Source organism: Shinella sp. R2-11, from assembly GCF_055330205.1.
In genome coordinates, this window is record NZ_JBVAPC010000014.1 from 28,495 (window position 1) to 52,708 (window position 24,214).

The 24,214-nt window shown below is 62.2% G+C and carries 22 protein-coding genes; 12 read left to right on the top strand and 10 right to left on the bottom strand.

Annotation, left to right across the window (positions count from 1 at the left end; all coding sequences use genetic code 11):
* Window position 1: 1 nt before the first annotated feature.
* The 7 genes from ACZ1A1_RS23875 to ACZ1A1_RS23905 all read right to left on the bottom strand — a co-directional run bounded on the left by ACZ1A1_RS23875 (window position 2) and on the right by ACZ1A1_RS23905 (window position 8,411).
* Window positions 2-1,285: an NAD(P)/FAD-dependent oxidoreductase gene (locus ACZ1A1_RS23875; protein WP_463621883.1), complete on the bottom strand. Its 1,284-nt coding sequence runs from the start codon at window positions 1,283-1,285 to the stop codon at window positions 2-4.
* A gap of 3 nt (window positions 1,286-1,288) precedes the next feature.
* A complete protein-coding gene (gene ggt, locus ACZ1A1_RS23880) occupies window positions 1,289-2,869 on the bottom strand; it encodes a gamma-glutamyltransferase (protein WP_463621884.1) in 1,581 nt (526 codons plus the stop codon).
* Complete coding sequence (locus ACZ1A1_RS23885) at window positions 2,866-3,642, bottom strand: ABC transporter ATP-binding protein (RefSeq protein ID WP_463621885.1); 777 nt, start codon at window positions 3,640-3,642, stop codon at window positions 2,866-2,868. The genes ggt and ACZ1A1_RS23885 overlap by 4 nt, the downstream gene beginning before the upstream one ends.
* Complete coding sequence (locus ACZ1A1_RS23890; protein WP_463621886.1) at window positions 3,642-4,445, bottom strand: ABC transporter permease; 804 nt, start codon at window positions 4,443-4,445, stop codon at window positions 3,642-3,644. Before ACZ1A1_RS23890 ends, ACZ1A1_RS23885 begins: the two co-directional genes overlap by 1 nt.
* 107 nt (window positions 4,446-4,552) lie before the next feature.
* Window positions 4,553-5,281 carry a UTRA domain-containing protein gene (locus tag ACZ1A1_RS23895; protein ID WP_463621887.1) on the bottom strand — a complete coding sequence of 243 codons (729 nt, stop codon included), beginning with the start codon at window positions 5,279-5,281 and terminating at the stop codon, window positions 4,553-4,555.
* 52 nt (window positions 5,282-5,333) lie between these two features.
* Window positions 5,334-6,329: an ABC transporter substrate-binding protein gene (locus ACZ1A1_RS23900; RefSeq protein WP_415215008.1), complete on the bottom strand. Its 996-nt coding sequence runs from the start codon at window positions 6,327-6,329 to the stop codon at window positions 5,334-5,336.
* A gap of 54 nt (window positions 6,330-6,383) precedes the next feature.
* Window positions 6,384-8,411 carry a N,N-dimethylformamidase beta subunit family domain-containing protein gene (locus ACZ1A1_RS23905; RefSeq protein WP_463621888.1) on the bottom strand — a complete coding sequence of 676 codons (2,028 nt, stop codon included), beginning with the start codon at window positions 8,409-8,411 and terminating at the stop codon, window positions 6,384-6,386.
* A 212-nt stretch (window positions 8,412-8,623) separates the two neighbouring features.
* On the opposite strand from ACZ1A1_RS23905, the gene ACZ1A1_RS23910 reads away from it, so the two are divergent.
* Window positions 8,624-9,436 carry a helix-turn-helix transcriptional regulator gene (locus ACZ1A1_RS23910; RefSeq protein ID WP_463621889.1) on the top strand — a complete coding sequence of 271 codons (813 nt, stop codon included), beginning with the start codon at window positions 8,624-8,626 and terminating at the stop codon, window positions 9,434-9,436.
* A gap of 179 nt (window positions 9,437-9,615) precedes the next feature.
* On the opposite strand, the gene ACZ1A1_RS23915 is transcribed toward ACZ1A1_RS23910, so the two are convergent.
* The gene (locus tag ACZ1A1_RS23915) at window positions 9,616-10,689 is read right to left on the bottom strand and encodes an ROK family transcriptional regulator (protein WP_463621901.1); all 1,074 of its coding nucleotides are present in this window, start codon (window positions 10,687-10,689) and stop codon (window positions 9,616-9,618) included.
* A 53-nt stretch (window positions 10,690-10,742) separates the two neighbouring features.
* The gene (locus tag ACZ1A1_RS23920) at window positions 10,743-11,393 is read right to left on the bottom strand and encodes an SGNH/GDSL hydrolase family protein (protein ID WP_313527643.1); all 651 of its coding nucleotides are present in this window, start codon (window positions 11,391-11,393) and stop codon (window positions 10,743-10,745) included.
* A gap of 264 nt (window positions 11,394-11,657) precedes the next feature.
* On the opposite strand from ACZ1A1_RS23920, the gene ACZ1A1_RS23925 reads away from it, so the two are divergent.
* From ACZ1A1_RS23925 to ACZ1A1_RS23945, 5 genes are read left to right on the top strand one after another with little or no spacing between them, the layout of a single operon-like run.
* The gene (locus ACZ1A1_RS23925) at window positions 11,658-12,734 is read left to right on the top strand and encodes a substrate-binding domain-containing protein (RefSeq protein WP_463621890.1); all 1,077 of its coding nucleotides are present in this window, start codon (window positions 11,658-11,660) and stop codon (window positions 12,732-12,734) included.
* A gap of 58 nt (window positions 12,735-12,792) precedes the next feature.
* Window positions 12,793-14,286 carry a sugar ABC transporter ATP-binding protein gene (locus tag ACZ1A1_RS23930; RefSeq protein WP_463621891.1) on the top strand — a complete coding sequence of 498 codons (1,494 nt, stop codon included), beginning with the start codon at window positions 12,793-12,795 and terminating at the stop codon, window positions 14,284-14,286.
* 16 nt (window positions 14,287-14,302) lie between these two features.
* Window positions 14,303-15,274, top strand: a complete 972-nt coding sequence (locus ACZ1A1_RS23935) for an ABC transporter permease (RefSeq protein ID WP_463621892.1) — start codon at window positions 14,303-14,305, stop codon at window positions 15,272-15,274.
* A 2-nt stretch (window positions 15,275-15,276) separates the two neighbouring features.
* Window positions 15,277-16,227, top strand: a complete 951-nt coding sequence (locus ACZ1A1_RS23940) for an ABC transporter permease (protein WP_463621893.1) — start codon at window positions 15,277-15,279, stop codon at window positions 16,225-16,227.
* Between the two features lie 28 nt (window positions 16,228-16,255).
* Window positions 16,256-16,912 (top strand): SGNH/GDSL hydrolase family protein, encoded by a 657-nt coding sequence (locus ACZ1A1_RS23945; RefSeq protein WP_463621894.1) that lies wholly within the window; start codon window positions 16,256-16,258, stop codon window positions 16,910-16,912.
* A gap of 429 nt (window positions 16,913-17,341) precedes the next feature.
* Here the strand turns inward: ACZ1A1_RS23945 and ACZ1A1_RS23950 are convergent, their stop codons facing one another.
* Window positions 17,342-18,037 carry a GntR family transcriptional regulator gene (locus ACZ1A1_RS23950; RefSeq protein WP_463621895.1) on the bottom strand — a complete coding sequence of 232 codons (696 nt, stop codon included), beginning with the start codon at window positions 18,035-18,037 and terminating at the stop codon, window positions 17,342-17,344.
* 134 nt (window positions 18,038-18,171) lie between these two features.
* Between ACZ1A1_RS23950 and ACZ1A1_RS23955 the strand changes: the two genes are divergently transcribed.
* The 6 genes from ACZ1A1_RS23955 to ACZ1A1_RS23980 all read left to right on the top strand — a co-directional run bounded on the left by ACZ1A1_RS23955 (window position 18,172) and on the right by ACZ1A1_RS23980 (window position 24,106).
* Complete coding sequence (locus tag ACZ1A1_RS23955) at window positions 18,172-18,951, top strand: SDR family NAD(P)-dependent oxidoreductase (protein WP_463621896.1); 780 nt, start codon at window positions 18,172-18,174, stop codon at window positions 18,949-18,951.
* Between the two features lie 10 nt (window positions 18,952-18,961).
* Complete coding sequence (locus ACZ1A1_RS23960; protein ID WP_463621897.1) at window positions 18,962-20,161, top strand: AGE family epimerase/isomerase; 1,200 nt, start codon at window positions 18,962-18,964, stop codon at window positions 20,159-20,161.
* Window positions 20,162-20,168: 7 nt separating this feature from the next.
* On the top strand, window positions 20,169-21,308 hold the full coding sequence (gene dgoD / locus ACZ1A1_RS23965; RefSeq protein WP_463621898.1) for a galactonate dehydratase: 1,140 nt from the start codon (window positions 20,169-20,171) through the stop codon (window positions 21,306-21,308).
* 20 nt (window positions 21,309-21,328) lie between these two features.
* Window positions 21,329-22,099, top strand: coding sequence for an ATP-binding cassette domain-containing protein (locus ACZ1A1_RS23970; protein ID WP_415215015.1), 771 nt, complete (start codon window positions 21,329-21,331; stop codon window positions 22,097-22,099).
* Complete coding sequence (locus tag ACZ1A1_RS23975) at window positions 22,096-23,079, top strand: ABC transporter permease (protein ID WP_415215016.1); 984 nt, start codon at window positions 22,096-22,098, stop codon at window positions 23,077-23,079. Before ACZ1A1_RS23970 ends, ACZ1A1_RS23975 begins: the two co-directional genes overlap by 4 nt.
* A gap of 67 nt (window positions 23,080-23,146) precedes the next feature.
* Window positions 23,147-24,106, top strand: a complete 960-nt coding sequence (locus ACZ1A1_RS23980; RefSeq protein ID WP_463621899.1) for an ABC transporter substrate-binding protein — start codon at window positions 23,147-23,149, stop codon at window positions 24,104-24,106.
* The last annotated feature ends 108 nt before the right edge of the window (window positions 24,107-24,214 follow it).

Consider the following 24,214-nt stretch of genomic DNA (forward strand, 5'->3'; position numbering starts at 1 on the left):
TTTAAACCGTGCGACTTGCGCGCATGGAGAAGCGTTGAGGGGAGAAGGGTGAGATTTCGGGTGAAAGAAGGCGATTGGATTGCAGCGACTGCCCCGCAAGCACTGCGGTGGCCGGCGCTGCGCCTAGTCCCGTGAACCCGTGTCCAAACGCGAAATGGACATTTTCTATTGCCGTCGCGCGTCCGATGACGGGCAGTTCGTCGGCGATGGCAGGCCGGTGGCCCATCCAGACGGAGACACCCGGTTCCTCGATGCCGGCGGGAAGCGTGCCGAAGTACCGTTGGGCAAGGTCCAGCAATGCCTGGGCACGCGACCAGTTTGGCGGGCTGTCCGGTTTCGTTATCTCGACCTGGCCCGCGAAGCGAATGCCGTCGAGCATGGGAGTTGCGACCATTAGGGCGTCGTTGAACATGACGGGCCGTTTCAATGAATGGGCCGTCGACACCGTCACATGGTAGCCCCGTTCGCTGAGCAGCGGCGGGTCGTCGCCGATCTGACGTGCCAGATGCCGTGAATGCGCACCGCCGCAGATCACCGCAGCGCCGAACGCCAGCATGCCCTCGCTCGTTTCCAGTCCCACCAGTCGCCTGTCGGCGTGCATCAGCCTTACGACGTCAGCCTTGATGAATTGGACCCCGGCTTGTCGGGCATAGTCGGCAAGTCCTTTGACATAGGCTGCCGGGTCGATGCAGTGGCCCCCATCGGTGACCAGGACCGCGCCAAAGCAGTCCCGTTCGATACCAGGCTCTTCTGCCCGCAGCGTTTTTTGGTCGAGGAAGGTCCATTTCACGCCGAGATCGCGGCGCAGGTTCCACCAGCGGAGTTCCTGGCGAAAAGCATGCTCGCTGTTATACGTATAGAGGAGGCCGTTCTTTTTGATCAGGTGCCGCAGTCCAGCTTTCCTCGCCAGCGCAAGATGCCGGTCGGCGCTGTCGGACAAAAGCGCGGACAGGGCCTCGGCCTTGTGACGAACCCGCCCGAGCGTAAGCCCGGAGGTGACGAACCGCGCGAAGTGGCGTGCGTTGCCGATGGCAAAGAGCAGGTTGCCGCTGAGCGGAGCCGATTTCCCGAACAGGAAGGTAGGCCAGCGCCAGATTGTCGAGGGTACGGAAACGGGCATGATGGAGGCCGGACAAAGCCAGCCACCGTTGCCGAAGCTCGCCGCCTCTCTGCTGCCGGGCTCATTGCGGTCGAGCACCACGACGTCGTAGCCAAGAAGATTGAGTTCGATGGCCGTGGTGATGCCGATCACGCCGCCACCGATGATTGCGACCCTGACGCTCATCGATCACATTCCAATCGCCAGGCCGTCCTTGCGGGGATCCGAACCTCCCGCAAGCGTGCCCCGAACCGGATCGATCAAGATGGCCTGGGCTCCGCCAATGGGAAGATGCGCCACCTGGACACTGTGTCCCCTCTTGGTGAGGCCCTCTACGATATGTGCCGGCATGGAACGTTCGATCTCGGCAAAACCCTTGAAGTAAAAGGTTCTCGGGAGGTCGATGGCCTGTTGTATGTCGAGGCCGAAGTCGACGACATTGGTGACAAGTTGCGCATGTCCGATCGCCTGATAGTCTCCGCCCATCACGCCATAGACCAGGGATGGCTTTCCGCCCTTCAGCGTCATGCCGGGCATGATTGTGTGAAGCGGGCGCTTTCCCGGCCCGAATTCGTTCGGATGGCCAGGAACGAGGTTGAAGCCGCTCCCGCGGTTCTGCAGCATCACGCCCGACTTCGCGGCGAGCACGCAACTGCCGAAATGATGGTAGAGCGAGTTGATAAGCGTCACCGCGTTGCCCGAACCGTCGACTACCGAAATGGTGGTGGTATCGGATTTGCACGTGGCAGGTTCCCCGAATTCCCTGGTCGTCCTCTCCCGATCGACCATGGCTGCAAGCTCCATGGCATAAGCATCGCTGGTGAAGCGCCAGTGATCGATATCGTTGTGATCCGGATCTCCGATCAAATGGTCACGCTCGCGATACGCCAGCCGCGCGGCTTCGAGCAGCACGTGGAAGCGCTCCGCGTTGAAATGATCTGTCGTCGGCAGATGCTTGAGAATGTTCAGCAGAAGCAGGGCCGTCGCACCCTGATTGTTGGCCGGAAGCTGAAGGACCTGAAAGCCCTTATAGTCGATGCTTAAAGGGTCGACATAGAACGATCTGGTTTCTTCGAGGTCGTCCTGCGACAAAGACGAACCGCCCTGCTTGAGTGTCGCCACGATGTCGTCCGCCACCCAGCCGCTATAGAAACCGTCACGCCCCTTTGCCGCAATCTCGCGCAGCGTCGTGGCAAGTTCGGGCTGCCGGTGGATTTCCCCGGCGCGGAAGGCGCGGCCGTCCGTGAGGAACCGGGCGGCGGCCTCCGGCGTCGTTGCCAGCGCCGTCTCGAAGGAGCGCCAGTCGAGCGCCACACGGTCCGCAACGACATAACCTTCGGCGGCTGCCTTGATGGCGGGTTGAAAGAGCTTGTCCCAGTCGATCCAGCCGTGGTCGGCGTGGAGGCGGACCCACGTGTCCACCGCCCCCGGTGAGGTGACGGAAAGCGCGCCGCGCAGCGGCATTTGCGTCATTCCCGATGCGCGCAACGCATCGGCGGACGTCGCACGGGCGCTCTTGCCCGATCCATTGAGGCCGAACGTCTTGCCGGAGGCCGACGCATGGCCGAGAACAAAGCTGTCGCCACCCACACCGCTCGCCTGCGGCTCCACCACCGTCAGCAGCGCAGCGGCGCAGATGGCCGCATCGAAAGCGTTTCCACCTGCTTGAAGGATGCCGAATGCGGCGGCGGACGCTGCCGGATGTGCCGTTGCGACCATGCATTCCTGGCCGCGAACGACTGATCGTCCGGGGAAATGGAAATCTCTCATCGGTCACGCATCTCCGAGCGGATGCTGCCGAGGACTTCGGCCTGAAGGAGCGCGAATTCCGGCAGCCGGTGCGTTTCGGGCGTACGTGGCCGCGGCAACGGCACGTCATAGATTGTCTTGATCCGGCCGGGATTCGACGCCATCACGAAAATTCTGTCAGAGAGGAAAACGGCTTCCTCGACGTCATGCGTAACGAAGATCACCGTCAGTTTTTCCCGTTCCCAGACGCTCGTGAGCAGCTCCTGCATCTGCACGCGGGTAAGCGCGTCCAAGGCTCCGAAAGGCTCGTCCATCAGCAGCAGTTTCGGTTTGTATGAGAGTGCCCGGGCAATGGCGACGCGCTGTTTCATTCCGCCGGAGAGTTGCGCGGGATAGCGGTCGGCGAATGCTTCCAGGCCCACCAGCTTCAACTGTGTCAGAGCAAGTTCCGTAATCTCGGATTTCGGATATCCGGTCGCTTCCAACGCAAACTCGACGTTCTTCCTGGCCGTGAGCCAGGGCAGCAGCGTATAGCTCTGGAAGACGACGCCGCGGTCCGCACCCGGGCCGAGGATATCGTTGCCATCTACCTTGAGTTCGCCCTCGTCGTGGGGTTGCAAGCCGGCGATGATCGAGAGCAGCGTGCTCTTGCCGCAACCGGAGGCGCCGACCAGCGAGACGAACTCGTTTTCGCGGATCGTGAGCGAGATATTGTCGAGGACGGTGACACGATCCTTGGTGGAACGTCCGGCCGGGAAGGTCTTCATCATGTCGCGAATAAGAAGCTTTTCCATCAGTGCTTTGCCTCGTAGCGGAACATGCGCTTGCCAAGGGACTTCATGACCTGATCGCTGATCAGACCGAGAACGCCTAGTACGACGATGTATCCAATAGCTGTATCGGTCTGGAAATAACGCTGGGCGACAGTGATGCGGTAGCCGAGGCCGCTGCTGGCCGCGACGAGCTCGGCAAGCACAACCCACGTCCATGCCCAGCCAAGCGAAATTCGGAGCGTGTCCCAGATCTGCGGGGCGGCGGAAGGGAGGATGATTTTCGTGACGATCTTGGCGTCGCTCAAGCCCACTGTCCGACCAAAGCCGATGAAATCCGGCGGGACACGCTTTATGTTGTCCATGAACATCAGGGCCTGCTGGAAAAACGTGCCAATCCAGATGACCAGAAATTTTTGGGTATCCGTCGTGCCGGTCCACAAGATCGTCAGAGGCACGAATGCCACGACGGGCATGTAGCGTATGAAATCGAGGAACGGCTCGATTGCTGCGTCCCAGAACTTGTAGTTTCCAATCAGAACGCCGACTGCAAGTGCCGTTGCCGACGCTGCGATGAACCCCACGCCAATACGATAAACACTCGCGGCAATATCCGAAAAGAGTGTGCCGTCAGCGCCAAGCGCCCATAGGCGGGTAATGATCGCAACGGGGGAGGGGAGGAAGATCGGGCGCACGATACCGGATTGCACGATCAGGGCCCAGACTGCGAAGAAGATCGCAAATGAGCAGATCGAGATGACGAGGTAGGTCGATGAAGAAATCTCAGCCTGCATGCTGAGAAGGGATTTCTTTCGGGGCTTGGCCATAGGTCTGCCTTGCTCGTTCGATTGGAGGATTGCAGCCGCTGACCGGCGCCTGCATAGATTTGTATGTACAAGTTACGGGATCGTGAGAGATCCCACGGTGATGGATTTCATTCGATGGTGCGGCGGCTGACGAGGCTGTAGGTGTCCCCGGGATAGGTGAATACGCTGCGGCTTACCGCCATGTCTCCGACCCAGGTTCGGCGCGTCAGGATCATCACACTTCTGGGTTCATCGAAATCCAGAAGGTCGCATGTCAGGGTGTCAGCCATCGATGCGTAGACCGTGTGTTCCACCCTCGTCGCGTCGGCGATCGAGCGCAGGTAGCGCGTGGAGGGCACAGCATGAAAATCATGGTCGAGATAGTTCGGGGCGAAGCTCGGCCGGATCAGTCTGTTTTCCACCTGCACAGGAATCCCGTCCTCATAGTTCACGATGATAGAGTGAAACAGGCGGGAACCGCGCTGGACTTCGAAATAAGAACACTGCTCCGCGCTGGACTGGATCGTCTCGAGAAGCTTGACGGCCTGCGTATGAACATTGCCCCGAGCCTTGATGTCATCGGCAATATCCTTCAGTTCCATGAGCTCGGTCTGCGCCGGAGGGGCCGAGACGAACGTTCCCAGCCCCTGGATACGATCGACAACGCCTGCCGCCGAAAGTTCCCGCAACGCGCGGTGGACCGTCATGCGCGACACGCCAAAGCGTTCGACCAACTCGGCCTCGGATGGAAGTCGCATGCCGTGTTTCAGCTGGCCGCGCCGAAGCTGGTCAATGATATGGTCTTTGACCCTCTGATAGAGCGGAAGCGGAATGTTACGATCAAGTTGCTGACGCATTGTGCTATCCCGATTGGCCCTGCGGAGGCACCGCAGGGCCAATCAAACGGGGTCAGAGAGACGAAAGAGCGGTCGTGTCGATAACGTCCTTCGCCTCGAAAGTCTTCTTGATCAGGCCAAGCTCGAGGCTCGCGGCGTTCACGGCCGGGAAGGTCTTCGTTGCGTAGTCGCCGGTCAACAGGGTCTTGTTCTCCGCGAGGGTGTAATAGTGCACGCCCTCGAATGTCGTCCCCAATTCGCTGGGATCGGAGCCGACGCCCCTGGCGATGATTGCCTGGCATTCCTCGGGGCTCTTGTTGTAGAGGTCGACCGCATCGCCCCAGCTCTTGACCATCGCGCGGACCTGGCCGGGCCGTTCCGTCAGCGTCCGGGTCGTTACGACGAAGCAGTCGCTGATGAGGCCAGGATTTTCCGCTGCCGTATAGAGGAGCTTGAGGTTCGGGTCGGCCTTCAGCGCGGTCGAAATATAAGGCTCATAGGTGACCATCGCGTCTGTCGAGCCGGATAGCAGAGCGGCGGCGGCTTGCGATGCGGGCGTGTTGGTCCAGTTAAGGTCGCTCAGCTTCAGCCCAGCCTTCTTGAGCGCGTCGGCGACAAGGAGGTGACTGGTCGTGCCCTCTTCGAAGGCGATGGATTTTCCCTTGAGGTCGGCGACGGAGTTGATGCTCTTCGGGCTGACGATGGCGTCGGCGGTGGTGCTGTAGTCTTCGATCAGAGCGATGTGGTAATCGGGCGATTCCTGGAGGTGCTGCAGCACGTTATGCGTGGCGCTGTTCGTTCCCTGGATCTCCCCGCTTGCCAGAATTGCCAGATTGGCCGCGTCTTCCGTATAGGGAATGAACTCGACGCCTTCGAGCCCGTTCGCCTGGAAAATCCCCTTCTCCTGCGCGACATACCACATGCCGTAGCCGATCCACGGCTGGATAGACATCTTGAAAATACCCGGCTCCGCCGCCGGAGCCGCGCTGGCCTTCGAGGTGATGATATAGGGCGCTGCGAGCGTTCCCCCCATCAGTGCAAGCATGTTGCGGCGAGAAATGTTGATCATGTCGTTCCCTTTCTTGTTGGCGATGTCGATGTATTTTGATCCGAAAAGAGGCTTCTACCCACAGGCTTGTCGACTGAACCCTTCTGCGAGGTTCTTCATGATTTGTCCGACAGCATTGCTTTCACCCGGTTCGGGCAAGGAGCCTATCCATGCCACCGAGCCCGTGCAGAAGACCTGTCCGCCGCCTGCGTGGCGGTAGATCGTCATGTCGGCGCGCCGCAGTGTTTCTCGCTCCACGCTTCCATCGGCAAGCCATACCTCAGGCCGAACCTGGAAACTGTCGTCGAAGCCGTCCGCCGTGGCGAGCCGAACAAGATTGCCCGGTGTTTCCTGCGAGCGGACCACGGCGTCGATCTCATAGCCAGCCGCTCCGCCGAGCACCGTTCCGCTGTCTCCAATCGGACCATGGGATACACCTTCGAAGAGCCAGCCATATTCGGACGAGAAGCTCTCCTTCAGTCTATGGTAAGGCCGGCTCGGCCCGAAGCTCATGATCAGGTAGGTTACGCCCAGGTAGGATTGGGGGTTCCTCAGTCCCCGGTCTTCCCAGTTTCCACCCGGCTCCCCCGTTATCGACATGTGGGACTCGCCCGGGCGGCCGGTCCAGATGTCGCTCTTGAAGCGCCGGAGTTCCATGGTCTCGCCCTGATAGGCGACGACCCAGTAGAAGCCGTTACCGCCAAGATAGGCCAGATTGCCCCCGGTATCGAGATATCGATCGAGCGCCTTCATCATGTCGGAAGACCAGTATTCGGGATGGCTCCCCGTCAGCAGCCCCCTATAGGGGGCAACCGCTTCGTATCCTTCATCGTGAAGGTCGCGATCCGTCACGACGTCGATGTCGGTGCCTTCCCGCGCATAGAATTTCAGAAGCTGGAGATCGACCGGCAGCAGATGCGGGCAATCGGAAAGCGGGTAGTGATAGTCGTCGCGCAGCGTCGCGCGCGGGCGGCGAGCCGATGTCAGGCTCACGCCGCTGAGGTCGCTGTGCACGTCGTAGAGACACAGGAAGCCATTGTCTATCGAGAACAAATGCCCGCGATCCGATCCATGCCAGGGATACCGGACCGGTGGGAGGCGTTCGTCCGCATAGGCAAGATAGGTCGAGGTCGGAATGAGGAACGCGAGCGCTGCCTTCGGCTTCGCCGCCCTGACAAAGAACGGCAGGCGCTCAACGCCGCGCTGCGTGGTTACCTCCAGGGCGAAAACACCCGATCGTGTATCTTGGGGCACGTTGATCGCCAGGTCGGCCGGCCAGTCGAAGCCGCCGAAATCGTCGTCGTGAAGGTGGATCGCATCGAAATGCGAAGGCTCCAGCCTTGGGTCGTGCACCTCCGAGGTAAACCGCGCGGATGCCACACAGAATGTAGGCATATTGTGTATCGTCAACGCAAGGTCGCTGTCTTCGACCGTGCCCAAGCGCTCCACTGGCCCGCGGGTGGGAAAATGCCAGGAATAGCTCCGGCCGGCCGCGTCGAGTGATATCCGGCCAACTCGGCCGTTGAACGACATTGCCTCTTCACTCCCATCCGAGCCGATGCAGATACGGCTGGGACGGCGAACCGCGAAAGGAAATTCCGCACGGCCGATTTCGCCTTGCCGCGGCAAGGCTAGTAGCTGAACCGTTACCCCGGTGGAGGAGCCGGAGACGATGATCTCGTACCAACGTTCATTGGGAACATTGGCAAGCGCATGGACGACATCTGCCGCTCCGACTTCCAAGTGACCGTCCGCATCGATAGAGACGCTGAGGTCGCCGAGATGGCAGATGGTTTTCCGGGTGCCGTTCTTCGTTGGAAGGAATTCAAAGCGGAACTGCCATTCAGTCTTATCGACTGCGGGAAGTTCCGGGAGTTCGACCCAGGAGCCCAGCGAAAAATCCCGGACCTGGGGAGTGTCCGAATGGATCCGCAGATCCCAATTCGCCACCTCCTGCTCATCCCTGTCAAGAGATACGATGCGGAACGAGGCAAGAGGATCGACGCAGGAAAAATAGGCACGGGTCGAGGCGCCGGCTCTGACGCTCCACGGCTCGATATAGCCAGCAACCGGCATGGCTGAATGGTTCAGCGATTTTCTCATTATGTTACCCTCGTTGCTTGGCACTTTTGGCTGTGCCTTAAGCGGATGTGCAGGCTTGTCTATACGGGCTTGAATGCGGGGATTGCCTCCGACCGAGGTCAGATCCGAACGTCCTCGGATTGCCGAGCTTGGATTTTATAACCCTTCCATCTATGGTTTTTGACTTTAAGGCATCCTTTGGAGGGGCATATAACCCCATGGGGGTATAGGTAGTGAGATTCTCTGCGCTCGACAGCCTTGCTGCAGCAATCGACGCCATTGGCGCGGATCGGTTCTATCCCTTGATGTGCGAATATCTGCGTGAATGTATGGAATTCGACAATGTGATTGTCGTCATATTCGTGGGGTCCAATGTCCCCCACATCGCCTATACACGCCACTATGGGCCGAACGTGTTTCGGCTTCTCGATGATCAATATCTCTCCGGCGCCTATCTCCTGGACCCGGTCTATCATTTTCATCTGAGGCGCGGAGATGCCGGGCTCTACCGACTGCTGGATGTGGCACCGGATCAATTCCGGAGCAGCCGTTATTACAAATGGTACTATGGGCGGATCGGTATTTGTGATGAGATCTCCGTAATCCTCCCCGTCTCCCGGAACGCGACTATCACGATCTCAATGGGTAAGGATTCGTCCTCGGGAACAAATTTCTCGCAAAAGGCTGAGGTGAGCCTTCGAAAACACGATGCGGTTATCATGGCGGTCCTCAGGGCGCATTGGAATGCGCTCGATGCACCACACTTTAACATTTCTCGCGCGACGTCCTTAGCCGATAGCCTTCGCCAGGAACTAAGAAGCAATTATGGGGTTTCCATTAGCACCCGTCAGGCAGAGGTCGCTCTCCTGATTTTGCAAGGGCATTCCTCGCCCTCCATCGGCTTGCAGCTCCGGGTGAGCACCGAAACCGTAAAGGTGTTTCGAAAGCAGCTCTACAGCCGATGTGGCATTTCTTCACAAGCTGAACTCTTTAACTTGTTAATGCCGACGTTGGGAAAAGCTAACGTTCGAAAGGATAGCAAATGAACCGATTTAAGTTCAACTAGGGCTCTAAAACGGAACGAGCGCCGGTAGGGTACTGGGCCGTAATTTGATGCGGGAGCTGTTGCAACACGAGCATCGTATGTTCAAATATCTTCAAGAGCAAAAAATACCATTCGGCGAAATCGATTGTTGGCAAGACGGAAAAGTCAAACGCGTATCCGCTACTGGACCATGAAGCGCGAGCTAAACGGTAGGCTTGCTGCACCGACGGCTTTCGGGGCTGCGGATGCCCTGCCGACGACAGCATTCACCGAGGGGATTTCTTGTCGGATGAGCGCGCAAAGCGCCGCACAGATATCGGCAGGCACGAAAGACGAGAGAACGATCGTTTTGAGTTCGATGAATTGCAATAGCGACTGCGTCGACTTGACGAGCCTTTCGGCGCAGGCCTGTTGCCAGTCGGCAAGCGCCGGCCCGATGGCTGGCCATGCGGGATCCTGACCCCAGAGCTTCTCGGCCACCGCCGCGCCTGCAGGCAGGACGCGCTCCAGCGCAAGCACGCCGACATCGTAGCTCAGTGGGGAATTGCCATTGTAAATCTGATGATTGAGCACAAGGCGGCCATGCAGGCGGGCGCCGAGATAGAAGAACAGGTAGTCCTGTAATTGCCGCGCCGCGCCGAACAGGCTTTCGCCGCCGGCTGCGGCCGTGATGTCGTTCTGCACGAAAACAGGAAGGCCGAGCTCGGTTTCCAGATAGTGGTGCAGCACGTCATGATCCGGACCGGAGCGGATCGGCGGGGTCGGCAGCGCAAGGCCGACGCCGGCAACACGAGCCTGGCGGCTTTCCGAAAGGCCGGCAATGGCCTCGTGGATTTCAAGCGCCAGCGCCTCAGGCGCATCGAATGTGTCGGCTGTTTTGTGCGGCATAACGCGCTGGTGCTGCACCGTGCCGATGAAATCGACCACGACGATATGGGTGTTGCGGTAGCCGACGCTGACGCCGACGGAATAGGCACCCTCCGAATTCAGCATCAGCGGTGTCGTAGGCGGCCCGACACGGCCCTTCTGCGCCTCGCCGCGCACGACGAGGCCCTCCTGTTCGAGCGAGCGCACGATGACGGAAATCGTCTGTGCCGAGAGGCCGGTTTTCTCGCCGATTTCTAGCCGGGTCGTCGCCTCGTTCTGCAGAAGCAGTGAGAGCACCAGCCGCTCGTTGTGGCTGCGCACGCTCAGCGAATTGAGGCCGCTGGCACGGTCGGCGATGCGGAGCGGATTGGGTGGCGCGAAACGCATATCAGGCAAGGGCGCGCTCCTTCCCGGAAAGGACGATGATCAGGGGGCAGGGCTTATGCATCGGCCCACCCGATGGCCAGAACTTCCTGTGCCAGCGCTTCGCCGAGCTGGCGGTGCGCTGCCTCGTCGATATGGAAGCCATCGGCCGGCGAGCATTGGCAGACCGTGCCGGCATCGAAAAAATGCGCCTCCAGCGAATCCGCCATGATCTCGAATTCCAGCGCCAACTTGCGGGATTTTTCCTGCGCGCCGGAAAAGATCGATTCCCATTCACGCAGGTCGTCGAGCATCGGCGGCGGGGCGACGATCATGATTTCCGGGTCGTGGCCGGCCGGTCCCGGCGAGAGTTCACGGATATCGTGCACGAGGCAGCCGATGCCCATGGCGACCTCCGACGGCGGCATGTTGAAGCGCCGCTTCAGGTCGTTGGTGCCGAGCATGATGATGATGAGGTCAAGCGGCGTGTGGCTTTGCAGGCAGGGGCGCAGATAGGTGCGACCGTTTTTTAGCGCGCCCTCGATCGGGTCGTCATGCACGGTCGTGCGCCCGCTCAGGCCTTCCTCGATCACCTGCCAGCCGGGCCCGAGCAGGCTTTCCAGCACGCCGCCCCAGCGCTGCCCGCGGGCATAGCGTTCAAGCGGCCCGCGGCCCGGAATCTGGCCGTGCGTGTTGGAATCCCCGAAGCATAGAACGGTCCGCGTCACTGTCTCCTCCACCGGGCCGCATGCCCGCTTTTCGGGTTCAGACTTCGCATCCGGATGGGCAATTTGCAAGGATGACCTATTATTCATTCAGTCTGAATAACTATTGACAGGCAAAAGCGCCAGTGCTTTTGTGATGCTCGGAGGAGAGTTTCAGGTCGTTTCAAAGGCTGTGCACGAGCACCGGACATGCGTCGCGGGCTGGCGATGCTGCATGCCTTTCGACGAATCTTCCCTCTCGTTGGACGCCTGCTTTGGAGGAGAAGTATGAGCAGCATCATCAGGAAAATCGGCCTGTCGGTTCTTTTGGCCGGCGTGGTCTTCGCGACGAACAGCTTTGCGCAGGAGGTGCCGCTGCTCGAGGGCGTCACGACCCCTGCGGACAACAATCCGACGGTGGAAGAGGGCAAATACAAGAAGGATGCGCCGTGGGTCATCGGCATGAGCAGCTTCGGCGTCAATGCCAACACCTGGACGGTGCAGGTTGCGCATGAGGCGCAGGCCGCTGCCGACCGCGACAAGCGCATCGCCAAGTTCATCCTGCTCGACGCCGGCTTCGACCAGAAGAAGCAGGTCGCCGACATCGAAGACCTGATCGCCCAGAAGGTGGACGCGATCATCGTCCAGCCGGTGACGTCCACCTCCGCCAATGCCAGCATCGAAAAGGCCGTCGCGGCGGGCATCCCGGTCGTGCTGCACACCGGCCGCATCGAATCCGACGCCTACACGACGGAGATCCAGGGCGGCGCCGAGCATTTCGGCAAGGTCATGGGCGACTTCCTCGTCAAAGAGCTGGGCGGCAAGGGCAACATCTGGGTGCTGCGCGGCCTTGCCGGTCATCCGGAGGATACCAACCGCTACAACGGCCTCAAGCAGGCGCTCGAAGGCAGCGAGATCAAGATCGCCGCCGAGGAGCATGGCGACTGGCAGTACGACAAGGCCAAGAAGGTCTGTGAGACGCTTTACCTAAACGATCCGAGTGTCGACGGCATCTGGTCGTCTGGCGCGGACATGACGCGCGCCTGCGTCGACGTCTTCAAGCAGTTCGGCGCGCCGATCCCGCCGATCACCGGCGAGGGTAACAACGGCTTCTTTGGCCAGTGGATCGCCGACGGCTTCAAGTCGGTCTCGTCCGAATACAGTCCCGCCCAGGGCGCGGCCGGCATCCGCGCCGCCGTCGCCCTGCTCGAGGGCAAGGCACTGCATAAGCACTACGACTACAACCCGCCGGGTTGGGACATTGACAAGGCCAAGAAATACTACCGCGACGACCTGTCGGCCAATGTCTGGTGGCCATCGGAACTGTCTGAGGAACAGCTCAAGCAGTTCTACGCCAAGCAGTAGTCGGACGGGCCGGGCGGCGGGTCGATGCCTGCCGCCCGCAATTCGGATGGGAAAATCTATGTCGCATCTCATTGAAATGGCCGGCATCTCCAAGGCGTTCGGCGGCAGCGTCGCGGTGCGCGACGTGTCGCTCGCGCTGGCGCCGGGAAGCGTGCATGCCCTGATGGGCGAGAACGGCGCGGGCAAGTCGACGCTGATGAAGATCCTCGCGGGCGTGCACCGGCCCGACGGCGGCGAAATCCGCAAGGCCGGGCGCACTGTCGGCTTCGCCAATCCGCGCGCGGCGCTGGAAGCCGGCATATCGACGGTCTTCCAGGAACTCTCCCTCCTGCCCAACATGACCATCGCGGAGAACATGTTCCTCGGCCGCGAGCCTGCCGGGCGCCTCGGCGGCATCGACCGACGACGCATGTGTGAGGAGACGAGGGGCGCGCTCGCCCGTCTCGGCCTGACACTCGATCCCGACATGCTAGTCTCCGAGCTGTCTATCGCCGAGCGCCAGTTCGTCGAGATCGCCCACGGCATTGATGCGGACGCCGACGTCTTCATCCTCGACGAGCCGACCGCGGCATTGAACGCCGCTGACGTCGAGATCCTCAACCGGCATATCCGCGCGTTGCGCGAGGCCGGCAAGGCCATAGTCTACATCTCCCACCGCATGGACGAGATATTCGCCATCTGCGACGTGGTGACGGTGCTGAAGGACGGCAGGCTCGTCGGCACACGGCCACTTTCTGAGATGACGCCGGCCTCGCTGATCGCCATGATGGTCGGCCGCGAGCTGGAAGACCTCTTTCCCGAGCGCGGCGAGGGACAGGGGGAAGCGGCGCTCTCGGTGTCGGGCCTCAAGCTGGAGGCGGATTCCCAACCTTTCTCCTTCACGGTGAAGAGGGGCGAGATCGTCGGTTTCGCCGGGCTGGAGGGGCAGGGCCAGCAGAAGGCGCTACGCGCGCTGGTCGGCCAGTTCGCCCCTGTCGAGGGCACGGCCTCGCGCCGCGGCAGGACCATCCGGCTTCCCTTGGCCAAGGAGAGCGGTGTGCGGCGCTGGCAGGCGCTTGGCGGCGCCTTCGTGCCGGAGGACCGCAAGGACGAGGGCCTTTTCCTCGGCCATTCCGTTGGACAGAACATTGTTGCAGCCCTGTACGCCGGCCGGCCCGCGCTGGCGGCGGCGAAACGCTACAGCGCGCTCGTCGCCGAGACAATGCGCCGGCTGAACGTCAAGGCGGCGGGGCCGTTCGCAGTCGTCGGCGCGCTCTCGGGCGGCAACCAGCAGAAGGTACTGCTCGGCCGCTACCTTGCCACCGACGCCGACCTTCTCCTCGTCGAGGAGCCGACGCGCGGCGTCGATGTCGGCGCCAAGGCCGAGATCTACCGGATACTGCGCGACTTCGCCAAGGTAGGTGGCGCCGTGCTGGTGCTGTCGCGCGAGACGGTCGAGCTGATCGGACTGTGCGACCGGCTCTACGTGATCCACGGCGACACCGTCGTTTCGGAAATGCCGGCGCGCGACGCCACCGAGCACGGCATTCTCGACGCGGCCCTCAGCGCATGACGGACTGGAACGCCCGATGACACCTTTCTCCTTTTCTCTCGCAAGGCTACTCACCGGCCGCGGCAGCCGGCAGGGCCTCTGGCTTTTGCCGCTCCTTATCGCGCTCGCGATGACGGTGTGGCTGGCCGCCAGCACCGCCCAGTTCGGCCAGTGGAGCAACCTTGCCAATCTCGTCGCGCAGGGCATGCCGTTGCTCATCACGGCGGTCGGACAGACATTCGTCGTCCTCGTCGGCGGACTCGACCTGTCGATCGGCTCCGTCGTCAGCTTCACGACGGCGATCCTCGCGCTCGATCTGCCGGGCTACGTTACCGCGCCCGGCGTCTTCCTGCTCGCGGCCCTGATCGGCGCCACGAACGGCTGGTGCGTCACCAGGCTCAACGTGCATCCGATCGTCGCGACGCTCTCCATGCAGTATGTCGTGCTCGGTATCACCCGCGTGCTGCGTCCGGTCTCCGGCGGCACGGTGCCGGACGGGGTGCGCTGGCTGGTGGAAGGTGCGCTTTTCGGCCTGCCGCTACCGCTCTTCTGGGGCATCGTCACGCTACTTGCCGCTTGGAAGTTGCTCTACGGCTCGCGCTACGGCCTGCATCTCTTCGCCATCGGCGGCGGCGTCGCGTCCGGCTCGGACGATGCGGCGCGCAATTTCGGCATCCCGGCGAGCCGCAACATTCTGCTCGCGTATGTGATCTGCGCGCTCTTCGCCGCACTTGCTGGTGTGTTCCTGGCTGGCCGCATCGTCTCCGGTGATCCGAATGTCGGCCTCCTGATGGAGCTCGACGCTATCACCGCCGTCGCCATCGGCGGCACGCAGCTTTCCGGCGGCGTCGGCAGCTTGCACGGCACGGTGATCGGCGTCGCGGTGCTGGCGCTGTTGTCCAACGGCATGAACCTGCTCAACGTCACGCCATTCGTGCAGACGGCGATCAAGGGCATCCTGCTCATGGCCGTCGTCGCGCTCCAGTCGCGCAAGAAGATCGGACTCTGACCATGTCGGCTCTCGTCAATTCGCCCCTCTTCCGGCGTATCTCCCGGCTTCCGCCGTCCTACTACCTCCTCGTCGTGCTGCTGGCGATCCTCTTCCTCGTGCGCCCGCAGATGCTGAACGCCAACGTGCTCGGCGTCTTCGTGCGCCAGGTCGTACCGCTCGGCATCCTCGTGCTCGGTCAGTTGCTGGTGATGCGGGTGAAATCGATCGACCTGTCGGGCGGCGGGGTCATCCTGCTCATCAACTATTGCATTTCGTCCGGCGTGTTCCCCGGCGCCTCGCTCGGCTTCTACATCGTCATGGCGCTGGCGATCGGCTTTGCCATCGGGTTCTTCAACGGCGTGATGGTAGCCAAGCGCCGAGTCTCCGCCGTCATCGTCACGCTGGCGCTATCCATCGTGCTCATCGGCTTCGTGCAGTATTTGTCGAGCGGCAAGCCGCCGGGCGACGTGCCGAAGATCTTCGCCGATCTCTTCAACACCCGCTTCATCGGCGTGCCGAGCCCCGTCCTCTTCTGGATCGCGCTCACCGCACTCATGGCGCTGCTGCTGTCGCAGACCGTCTTCGGCCGCTTTATCGCCGCAGTCGGGGAGAGCATGCCGGCCGCGCACTTCTCCGGCGTGCCGGTGGAGCGCACGGTCATCCTCGCCCACACGCTGGCGGGGCTGATGGCGGCCGTGGCCGCGCTCGTTCAAACCGCGTCCATTGCCGTCGGCAGTGTGCGCGTCGGGCTCGACCTGCCGATCCTGTCTGTCGCCGCCACCATTCTCGGCGGCGTCGTCTTCGGGCGGGGCGAGGGGGGTGTCTGGGGGCCGTTCTTTGGGGTGCTCTGCTTCGCCTTCCTCTTCGTCGTGATGACGATGTTCGGCGTCGGCGATGCGGGAAAGCTCGTCGCCCAGGGCCTGATCATCCTGTTCGCGGCCATCTTCTACGGCCTTCGCGCCGGCAAGTGAAAACCAAAGCCATTCAAGGAGGACATCAATGGCCGAAAAGCGCTCAATCTTATGTTTCGGGGATTCCCTGACTTGGGGCTGGATCCCGGTGAAAGAAGCCGCGCCCACGCTGCGCTACCCCTACGAGCAGCGCTGGACTGGCGCCATGGCCGCGCGGCTCGGCGCGGGCTACCATGTCGTCGAGGAGGGCCTCAGCGCCCGCACCACCAGCCTCGATGATCCGAACGACCCGCGGCTGAACGGCAGCGCCTACCTGCCCGCAGCGCTCGCCAGCCACCTGCCGCTCGACCTCGTCATCCTCATGCTCGGCACCAACGACACGAAGTCCTATTTCCGCAGGACGCCCTACGAGATCGCCAACGGCATGGGTAAGCTGGTCGGCCAGGTGCTCACCTCGGCCGGCGGCGTCGGCACGCCTTATCCGGCGCCGAAGGTGCTGGTCGTCGCCCCGCCGCCGCTCGCCCCGATGCCCGACCCGTGGTTCGAGGGCATGTTCGGCGGCGGCTACGAAAAGTCGAAGCAGCTCGCCGGTTTCTACAAGGCGCTCGCCGATTTCATGAAGGTCGAGTTCCTCGCCGCCGGCGACCATGTGACCACCGACGGCATCGACGGCATCCATTTCTCCGCCGAGACCAACGTCAAGCTCGGACATGCCATCGCCGACAAGGTCGCGGCACTGTTCTGAGCAAAGCCACTCCGGCGCCTCCCTTGCCGGAGTGGCTCCCCATGTGCGATTTGAAAGCGGCCGTTCAGATCAATTTCCGTCAACGCCGACTGAAATGAATGCGGGTCCCATTCCAGCGGGACTGATAAGAGGGTAACCTTCCAACGAGCGATTCTGGCACATCAAAGCCAACGCGAGAGGCGCTTTTCCACGCCAAGTGGGACATATGCGATCTGCGCATAATGGGGAGTGCGATCGACGTCGAGAAAGGCAGGAACGCCTGATAGGCTCTCGCGGCCGATACACTCTACCTCAATCTAGCGAGAATGAAGTCGGTTGTCGGCCTCAACTTAACAGTTTGCCGATCTGAAGCTTGCACGTTTCGGAAATCAACCGCTGATTCAATGTGGCAATGATGGGGTTGTGGGTTCACATCCTTTCAAGAGCAAATCAGTCAAAATTCCTGACGACATCTCGTACAAATGTTGGGTTCGCGGCGATAAAGTCGTCGAAATGTTCCACGATGAATCCAAGGTGTTCATTCATGGCGGCTTCTGCGCCGTCTGGATTTCCCGCGCTGATGCCGTCCAGAATTGCCTTGTGCTGCTTCAGCAGGGTCGGAATATGACCCGGTCTTAGCGTCAGCTTTCTTGCACGATCCATATGAATCTTGATGTCGCTGATCAAAGGCCAGATATTTGGGCGTCCGGCGGCGGCGGCGATCGCCTCGTGCATCTCCTCATCCAATTTGAACAAGGCATCGAAATCTCCGCGCGAGGCAACGCGCTCCTGGGCTGCCAGATTCTCAAGAAGCAGGATGACGTCATGCTCGGTGCGCTTCTGGCTTGCCAGCCGCACCAGCGCGCATTCCAGCGATGCCCGTGCAAACTGCGCGTCCATGACGAGTTCACGCCGGATCGGCGACACGAAGGTCCCCTGTTGAGGGACGACATCTACCAGGCCTTCGTTCTCGAGCCGCTTGAACGCTTCCCGCACCGGCGTGCGGCTTAGCCCGAATTCCGCGGCGAGGCGCTGTTCGGAGAGAACTTCTCCCGGTGCCAACGTCAGGTCGAGTATGCGACGCTTGATCGAGGCATAGGCCTTTCCGGCGATCGGCTCCCGCGAAGAGTTGTTCTTGAAAGCCATGAGTTTCCTGTTCCCCGATATTTTCTCGATATCTCAGCCTAATATACTCAGTGGCCGGTACGTACACAAGTCGGTCTAGGCTACTTGTATACTAGTGCTCCATATGTTAACACACTGCTGTCAAGGAGGATCAAATGCGGGAATTTCAAGGAAAAGTGGCTTTCGTGATGGGCGGAACGACCGGGATCGGCCGGGCGGTAGCCAATCTGCTGCACGCCCGCGGCGCGGCTGTTTCGATTTTTGGTGCCGCACGATCCGCAGATGGCGTAGATGCCAAACTCGATGTGCTTGCGGCCGGCATGGCTGCTTTCATGGGGGATGGATCGGTCGGCAAGGATGTCGCCGCAGCGCTGGCGCGCACGGCTGAACAATTCGGCGGCATCGACGTGCTGATCTGCTCGGCAGCCATTCATCCCTACGGTACCGCGGAAACGACGGACGAGCCGACCTGGGACCGCGTCATGGCCGTCAACGTAAAGAGCGCTTACCTCGTCGCCCATCACGGCATCGACTATCTGCGCCGGCGCGGCGGCGGAGCCATCGTCAATGTCGCTTCCAATCAGGGCTCGTCCACCGTGCCGAATCTTGCGGCCTATGCCACCAGCAAGGGCGCGCTCCTCGCTTTCACCCGCTCGCTCGCGATGGACTACGGGCCGGAAAACATCCGCGCCAATACGGTTAGTCCCGGCCCGATCGATACGCCGCTGCTGCGCGTGGCTGCTGAAAAGTTCGGCGGCGGCGCCAGTCTCGACGCCGTCTATGCCGAGTGGGGCCAGAAGGTGCCGGTCCGTCGCATCGGTCAGGCTTCGGAGATGGCCGAGGTCATCGCGTTTCTCGCCAGCGACCGCGCCAGCTACGTGACCGGCGCCGACTTCGTCGCCGATGGCGGCCTTCTCGCCAAGCTCGGATTCTGAGGAGAGGCCGATGACCGATTTGCCGAATTTCCGCTCCCGCGCCTTCCTGCTCGAGCATCTGCAGAAGACCATGGACTTCTACCATCCGCGCGGCCTCGATCCGGCCGGCGGTTTCTTCACGACATTCGGCGCCGACGGCACAGTGCTCGACCGCCACGCGCGCTCGCTCGTGCATACCTGCCGCTTCCTCTTCAACGAGGTGAACGCCTATCTGGAATTCGGCCGCGCCGATTATCGCGATGGCGCGCGCCATGCGCTCGACTTCCTGGTTTCGCAGCACCGGGTGCCGGCAACGAGGGGCTATCGCTGGACCTTCCGCTTCGAGGGCGGCCGGCGCAGCGAGGAAGATGCGTCCAACATCACCTACGGGCTTTCCTTCGTCATCCTCGCCCATGCGATGGCGATCAAGGCCGGCTTTCCCGAGGCGAAATCCTGGCTCTCGGAGATCGTCGAGACCATGGAGACGCATCTCTTCGACGCCGGAAACCGCCTTTACGCCGACCAGGCCGACGCGACCTTCAGCGGCATTGCATCCTATCGCGGCCAGAACGCCAACATGCATGCCTGCGAGGCGATGATCGCGGCCTATGAGGCGACGGGCGAGCACTGGTACATCGACCGCGCCGAGACGATCGCCGCCGCCGTTTCCCTCCGCCTTGCCGGCCTTTCCCCGCTCGACCAGGTCTGGGAACACTACCGCGCCGACTGGTCGATCGACCTCGACTATAACAAGGATGACCACAGCGACGGCTACCGGCCCTGGGGTTTCCTCGCAGGACACCAGACGGAATGGGCGAAGCTCCTGCTGATGCTCGACCGGTACAGGCCGATGGACTGGCACCTGCCGCGCGCCCGCTCGCTCTTCGACAGGGCGATGGCGCTCTCCTGGGACGGCGAGCGGGGCGGCATGTTCTATTCCTATGGCCCCGACAAGGCGCTCTACGACCGTTCCAAGCAGCAATGGGTGCACGCCGAGACGATCGCGGCGGCGGCGCATCTTGCGGTGCGGACGGGCGAGGGGACGTATTGGGACTGGTACGAGCGGCTGTGGCGCTACGCCTGGAACCACCTCGTCGACCACCGCCATGGCGGCTGGTACCGGGCGCTCAACGAAGACAATTCCATCGCCAGCGCAGTGCGCGGCAATCCGGAGCCCGACTATCACAATATGGGCGCCTGCGTCGAAATCCTGAAACTGATCAAAGAGTAACCGCGCCATGAAGATCGCGAAAATCACACCCTATGTGTGCTACAGCCCGATTTCGGACCTCGTCTTCGTCAAGGTGGAGACGGACGAACCCGGACTCTTCGGCTGGGGAGAATGCTCCCTGCCGACTAAGCCGCACGGCGTCGCCGGCGCGGTACGCGATCTGGAAAAACTGGTCGTCGGCGCCGATCCCGAAAGGATCGAGTGGATCTGGCAACGCATGTATCGCCATGCCTATTGGCGCGGCGGGCCGATCCAGACATCGGCGCTGTCGGGCATCGACACGGCGCTCTGGGACATCAAGGGCAAGGCTGCGGGCAAGAGCGTCGCGGCGCTCCTCGGCGGGCCGGTGCGCGATCGCGTCAAGGCCTATGCCAATCTCGGCCTTTCGCTGGACCCCGGCGAGTTCCGCGAACGCGTCGCGGTGGCGCTCGACATGGGCTTCAAGGCGGTCAAGGTCTATCCGCTTCCCGCGGTGGCGATGACCGAAGGCCGGGCATCGATCCGGCAGATCGTCGCCTGCTGTGAGGCGGTGCGCGACGCACTCGGCAGCGATCTCGACTATGCAATCGACATGCACGGCCGCTCCAGCGCATCGCTCGCCGTCGTGATCGAGGACGCCGTCCGGCACACCGCGCCGCTCTGGATCGAGGAGCCGGTGCCGGCCGAATCCAATGCAGCGCTCGAACGCGTGGCGCAGCAATCGAAGACGCCGATCGCCGTCGGCGAACGGCTTTTCACGCGCTGGGCATTCCGCGAGGTGCTGGAGAACGAATGGGCCGGCATCATCCAGCCCGACGTCGCCAATGCCGGCGGCATCAGCGAGATGGTGCGGCTCGCGGCCCTGGCGGAAATGTATGGCGTGAACTTCGCGCCGCACAATCCCAACGGGCCGGTGCAGGCGGCGGCGAGCCTCAATCTGGCGGCCTATGCGCAGAACTTCTCCATGCTGGAGACCCGCCACACCAACGTGGAATGGACCGCGCAGCTCAGCAGCTACGTGCCGCGGGTCGATGCGGACGGCTATCTCGCGCTGCCGGCGGGACCGGGGCTCGGTGTGGACATCGACGAGACGTTCCTGGTGAGCCAGACCGAAGGCCAGTGGATCCCGGAATCTTTCCGCGCCGATGGCAGCATCGCGGATTGGTAAGAACAGATTGGAGGAAGACCGTGTCAGGAGCACCGCTTCTTGAAGCACGCAATATCGTCAAACGTTTCGGTGGCATCGAGGCCCTGAGGGGCGCGAGCTTCTCCATCGCCCGCGGCGAGGTCGTCGCCCTCATGGGCGACAATGGCGCGGGCAAGTCGACGCTCGTCAAGACCATGTGCGGCGTGCATCGCCCGGACGAGGGGGAACTGCTCTTCGAGGGCAGGCCGATACGCTTCGATTCACCCAAGGCGGCACAGGCCGTCGGCATGGAGATCGTCTACCAGGACCTCGCCATGGCGCCGGACCTCGATGCCTCCGCGAACATGTTTCTCGGCCGCGAGCTGAAACGCGAAGGTTTTGCCGGCCGCCTCGGTTTCCTCGACAAGAGGACGATGCGCGAGCGCACGCGCGATGCGCTCGCCTCCATGCAGGTGCAGCTCAAGAGCATCGACGCGCCGATCGCCACACTGTCCGGCGGCCAGCGACAGAGCATCGCCGTCGTGCGGGCCGTCACCTGGGCCGACAAACTCGTCATCATGGATGAGCCGACCGCGGCCCTCGGCGTGGCGCAGACGCGGGCCGTACTGGAGCTCATCGGCCGGGTGAAGGCCTCGGGCCGTGCCGTCATCATCATCAGCCATAACGTCCCGGACGTGATGGCGGTCGCCGATCGCGTCGAGGTCTTCCGGCTCGGCCGCCGCACGGCGCGCTTTTCGCGCGACCGCATGACCACCGAAAACATCGTCGGCGCGATCACGGGCGCCATCTCCACCGAGGAGCCCAAGCAATGACGACGCAGACTGCAACGCCTCTTTCGTCCCTCGGCGGTTTCCTGACCGGCGCCGGGCGCATCCTCGTCATCCTGCTGATCATCCTCGTCGCCTTCTCGGTGCTGCGCTTCGACAGCTTCGTTTCCGGCGCGAACATCCGCAACATCGGCATGGCCGCCTCGATCCTTCTGGTGATGGCGGTAGGCGCGACCTTCGTCATCGCCACCGGCGGCGTGGACCTTTCCGTCGGCGCCGTGCTCGTCTTTTCCGGCGTCATAGCCGCGAAGGTCATGGCCGCGATGGGAGCGGAAGGATGGGGAGCATCCCTCGTCGGCATTCTGGCCGCCTGCCTTGCAGGCACCGCCTGGGGCGTGCTGAATGGCCTGCTCGTCGCCAAGGCGAAGATCCCGGCCCTTGTCGCCACGCTCGGCACGATGGGAGCCGCGCAAGGGCTGAGCTGGATCATTGCCGGCGAGGACCTGAAGGACGTGCCGATGGAACTCGGCGACACCGTCGGCGTTGGCGATTTCCTCGGGGTCCCGATGCTGGTGCTCATCGCCGCGCTGGTGACCGTTGTCGGCGGCGTCTGGCTGCGCTCGACCCGTTTCGGCCGGCACACGCTCGCCATCGGCTCCAACGTCACCGCCTCGCGCGAGATGGGCATTCCGATCGCCCGCCACCTCATCTCGGTCTATGCGCTGGCTGGTTTCCTCGCCGGGCTGGCGGGCATCCTCTCGCTGGCGCGCTACGGCTCCACCACCATTTCCGGCCATGCGACGGATAATCTCAGCGTCATCGCGGCCGTCGTCATCGGTGGCACCAGCCTGTTCGGCGGCCGTGCCAGCGTCTTCCTTACGGCGGTCGGCGTGCTCATTCCGGCGAGCCTCGAAAACGGACTTATCATGGTGGGCCTCAACACCTTCTGGCGCGACGTCATGGTCGGCGTCGTCCTGATCGTCGCGGTTTACCTCGATCAGATGGGGCGCAGCCAAAGGCGCTGACCATTCTCGGCAATTGCGTCTGCCCGGAATGGGCCGGGCAGCGCGAAACTCAAATGGGAGAGAGAGTATGAAACTGACATATCGACTGCTGTCCGGCGCAACCCTGGTCATAGGCCTTGCCGCGGCTTCGGCCGCGCACGCCGAATACAAGCTCGCCTTCATTCCGGGCGTCGGCGGCGATGCCTATTACGGCTCCGTCCAATGCGGCATCGAGGCGGCAGCCAAGGCGCGGGGTGCAGCCGTCGACACGCAGGCGCCGAAATCCTTCGACCCTGCGGCGCAGATCCCGATCCTGGAAGCGATGATCGCCAAGAAACCGGACGCGATCGTGATCGCACCCACCGACAGCAAGGCGCTGTTCACCCCCCTGAAGAAGGCGGCGGACCAGGGCATCAAGGTGGTTCTCGTGGATACGACTCTGGAAGACCCGTCGATTGCCGTCTCCGAGGTCTCCTCGGACAATGTCGAGGCGGGCAAGGTCGCGGCCGCCGAACTGGCGAAGGTTCTCGGCGACAAGAAGGGCTCGGTGCTGACCGTAAACCTCAGCCCGGGCGTGACGACGACCGATGACCGCGAGAAGGGGTTCGCGGAGGCGATCAAGGCGGCGGGGCAGAATTACTTGCCGCAACAGTTCTCCAACAACTCGGTGCAGAAGGCCGACCAGATCGTCTCGGCGACGCTCCTGTCCAATCCGGATCTCGCCGGTATCTTCTCGACCGCGGCCTTCAACACGGAAGGCGCCGTTGCCGCCCTGCGTGCGGCTGGCCGCAGCAAGGACGTGATGATCGTCGGCTTCAATGCCAACCCGCCGGGCATCGACCAGCTCAAGAAGGGCCAGGTCTTCGCGCAGGTTGTGCTCAAGCCCTATGACGAGGGCAAGTTCGCAGGCGAGCAGGCGCTGAACGCGCTGGAAGGCAAGCCGGTCGAGAAGCAGATTCTGACCGGTTCGGTTGTCGCTACGAAGGACAATCTCGAATCTCCTGAAGTGTCGAAGTACCTCTACAGCTTCACCTGCCCGGCAGAGTGATGTTGCTGCATTGCCGGTGCATCCGTGCATCGGCAATGCCTCCAACAGCTTGGATTCCACGCACCCGTTCCCCGCCAGTGTCAAGTCGATTGAACGAGAGGCTTCCTG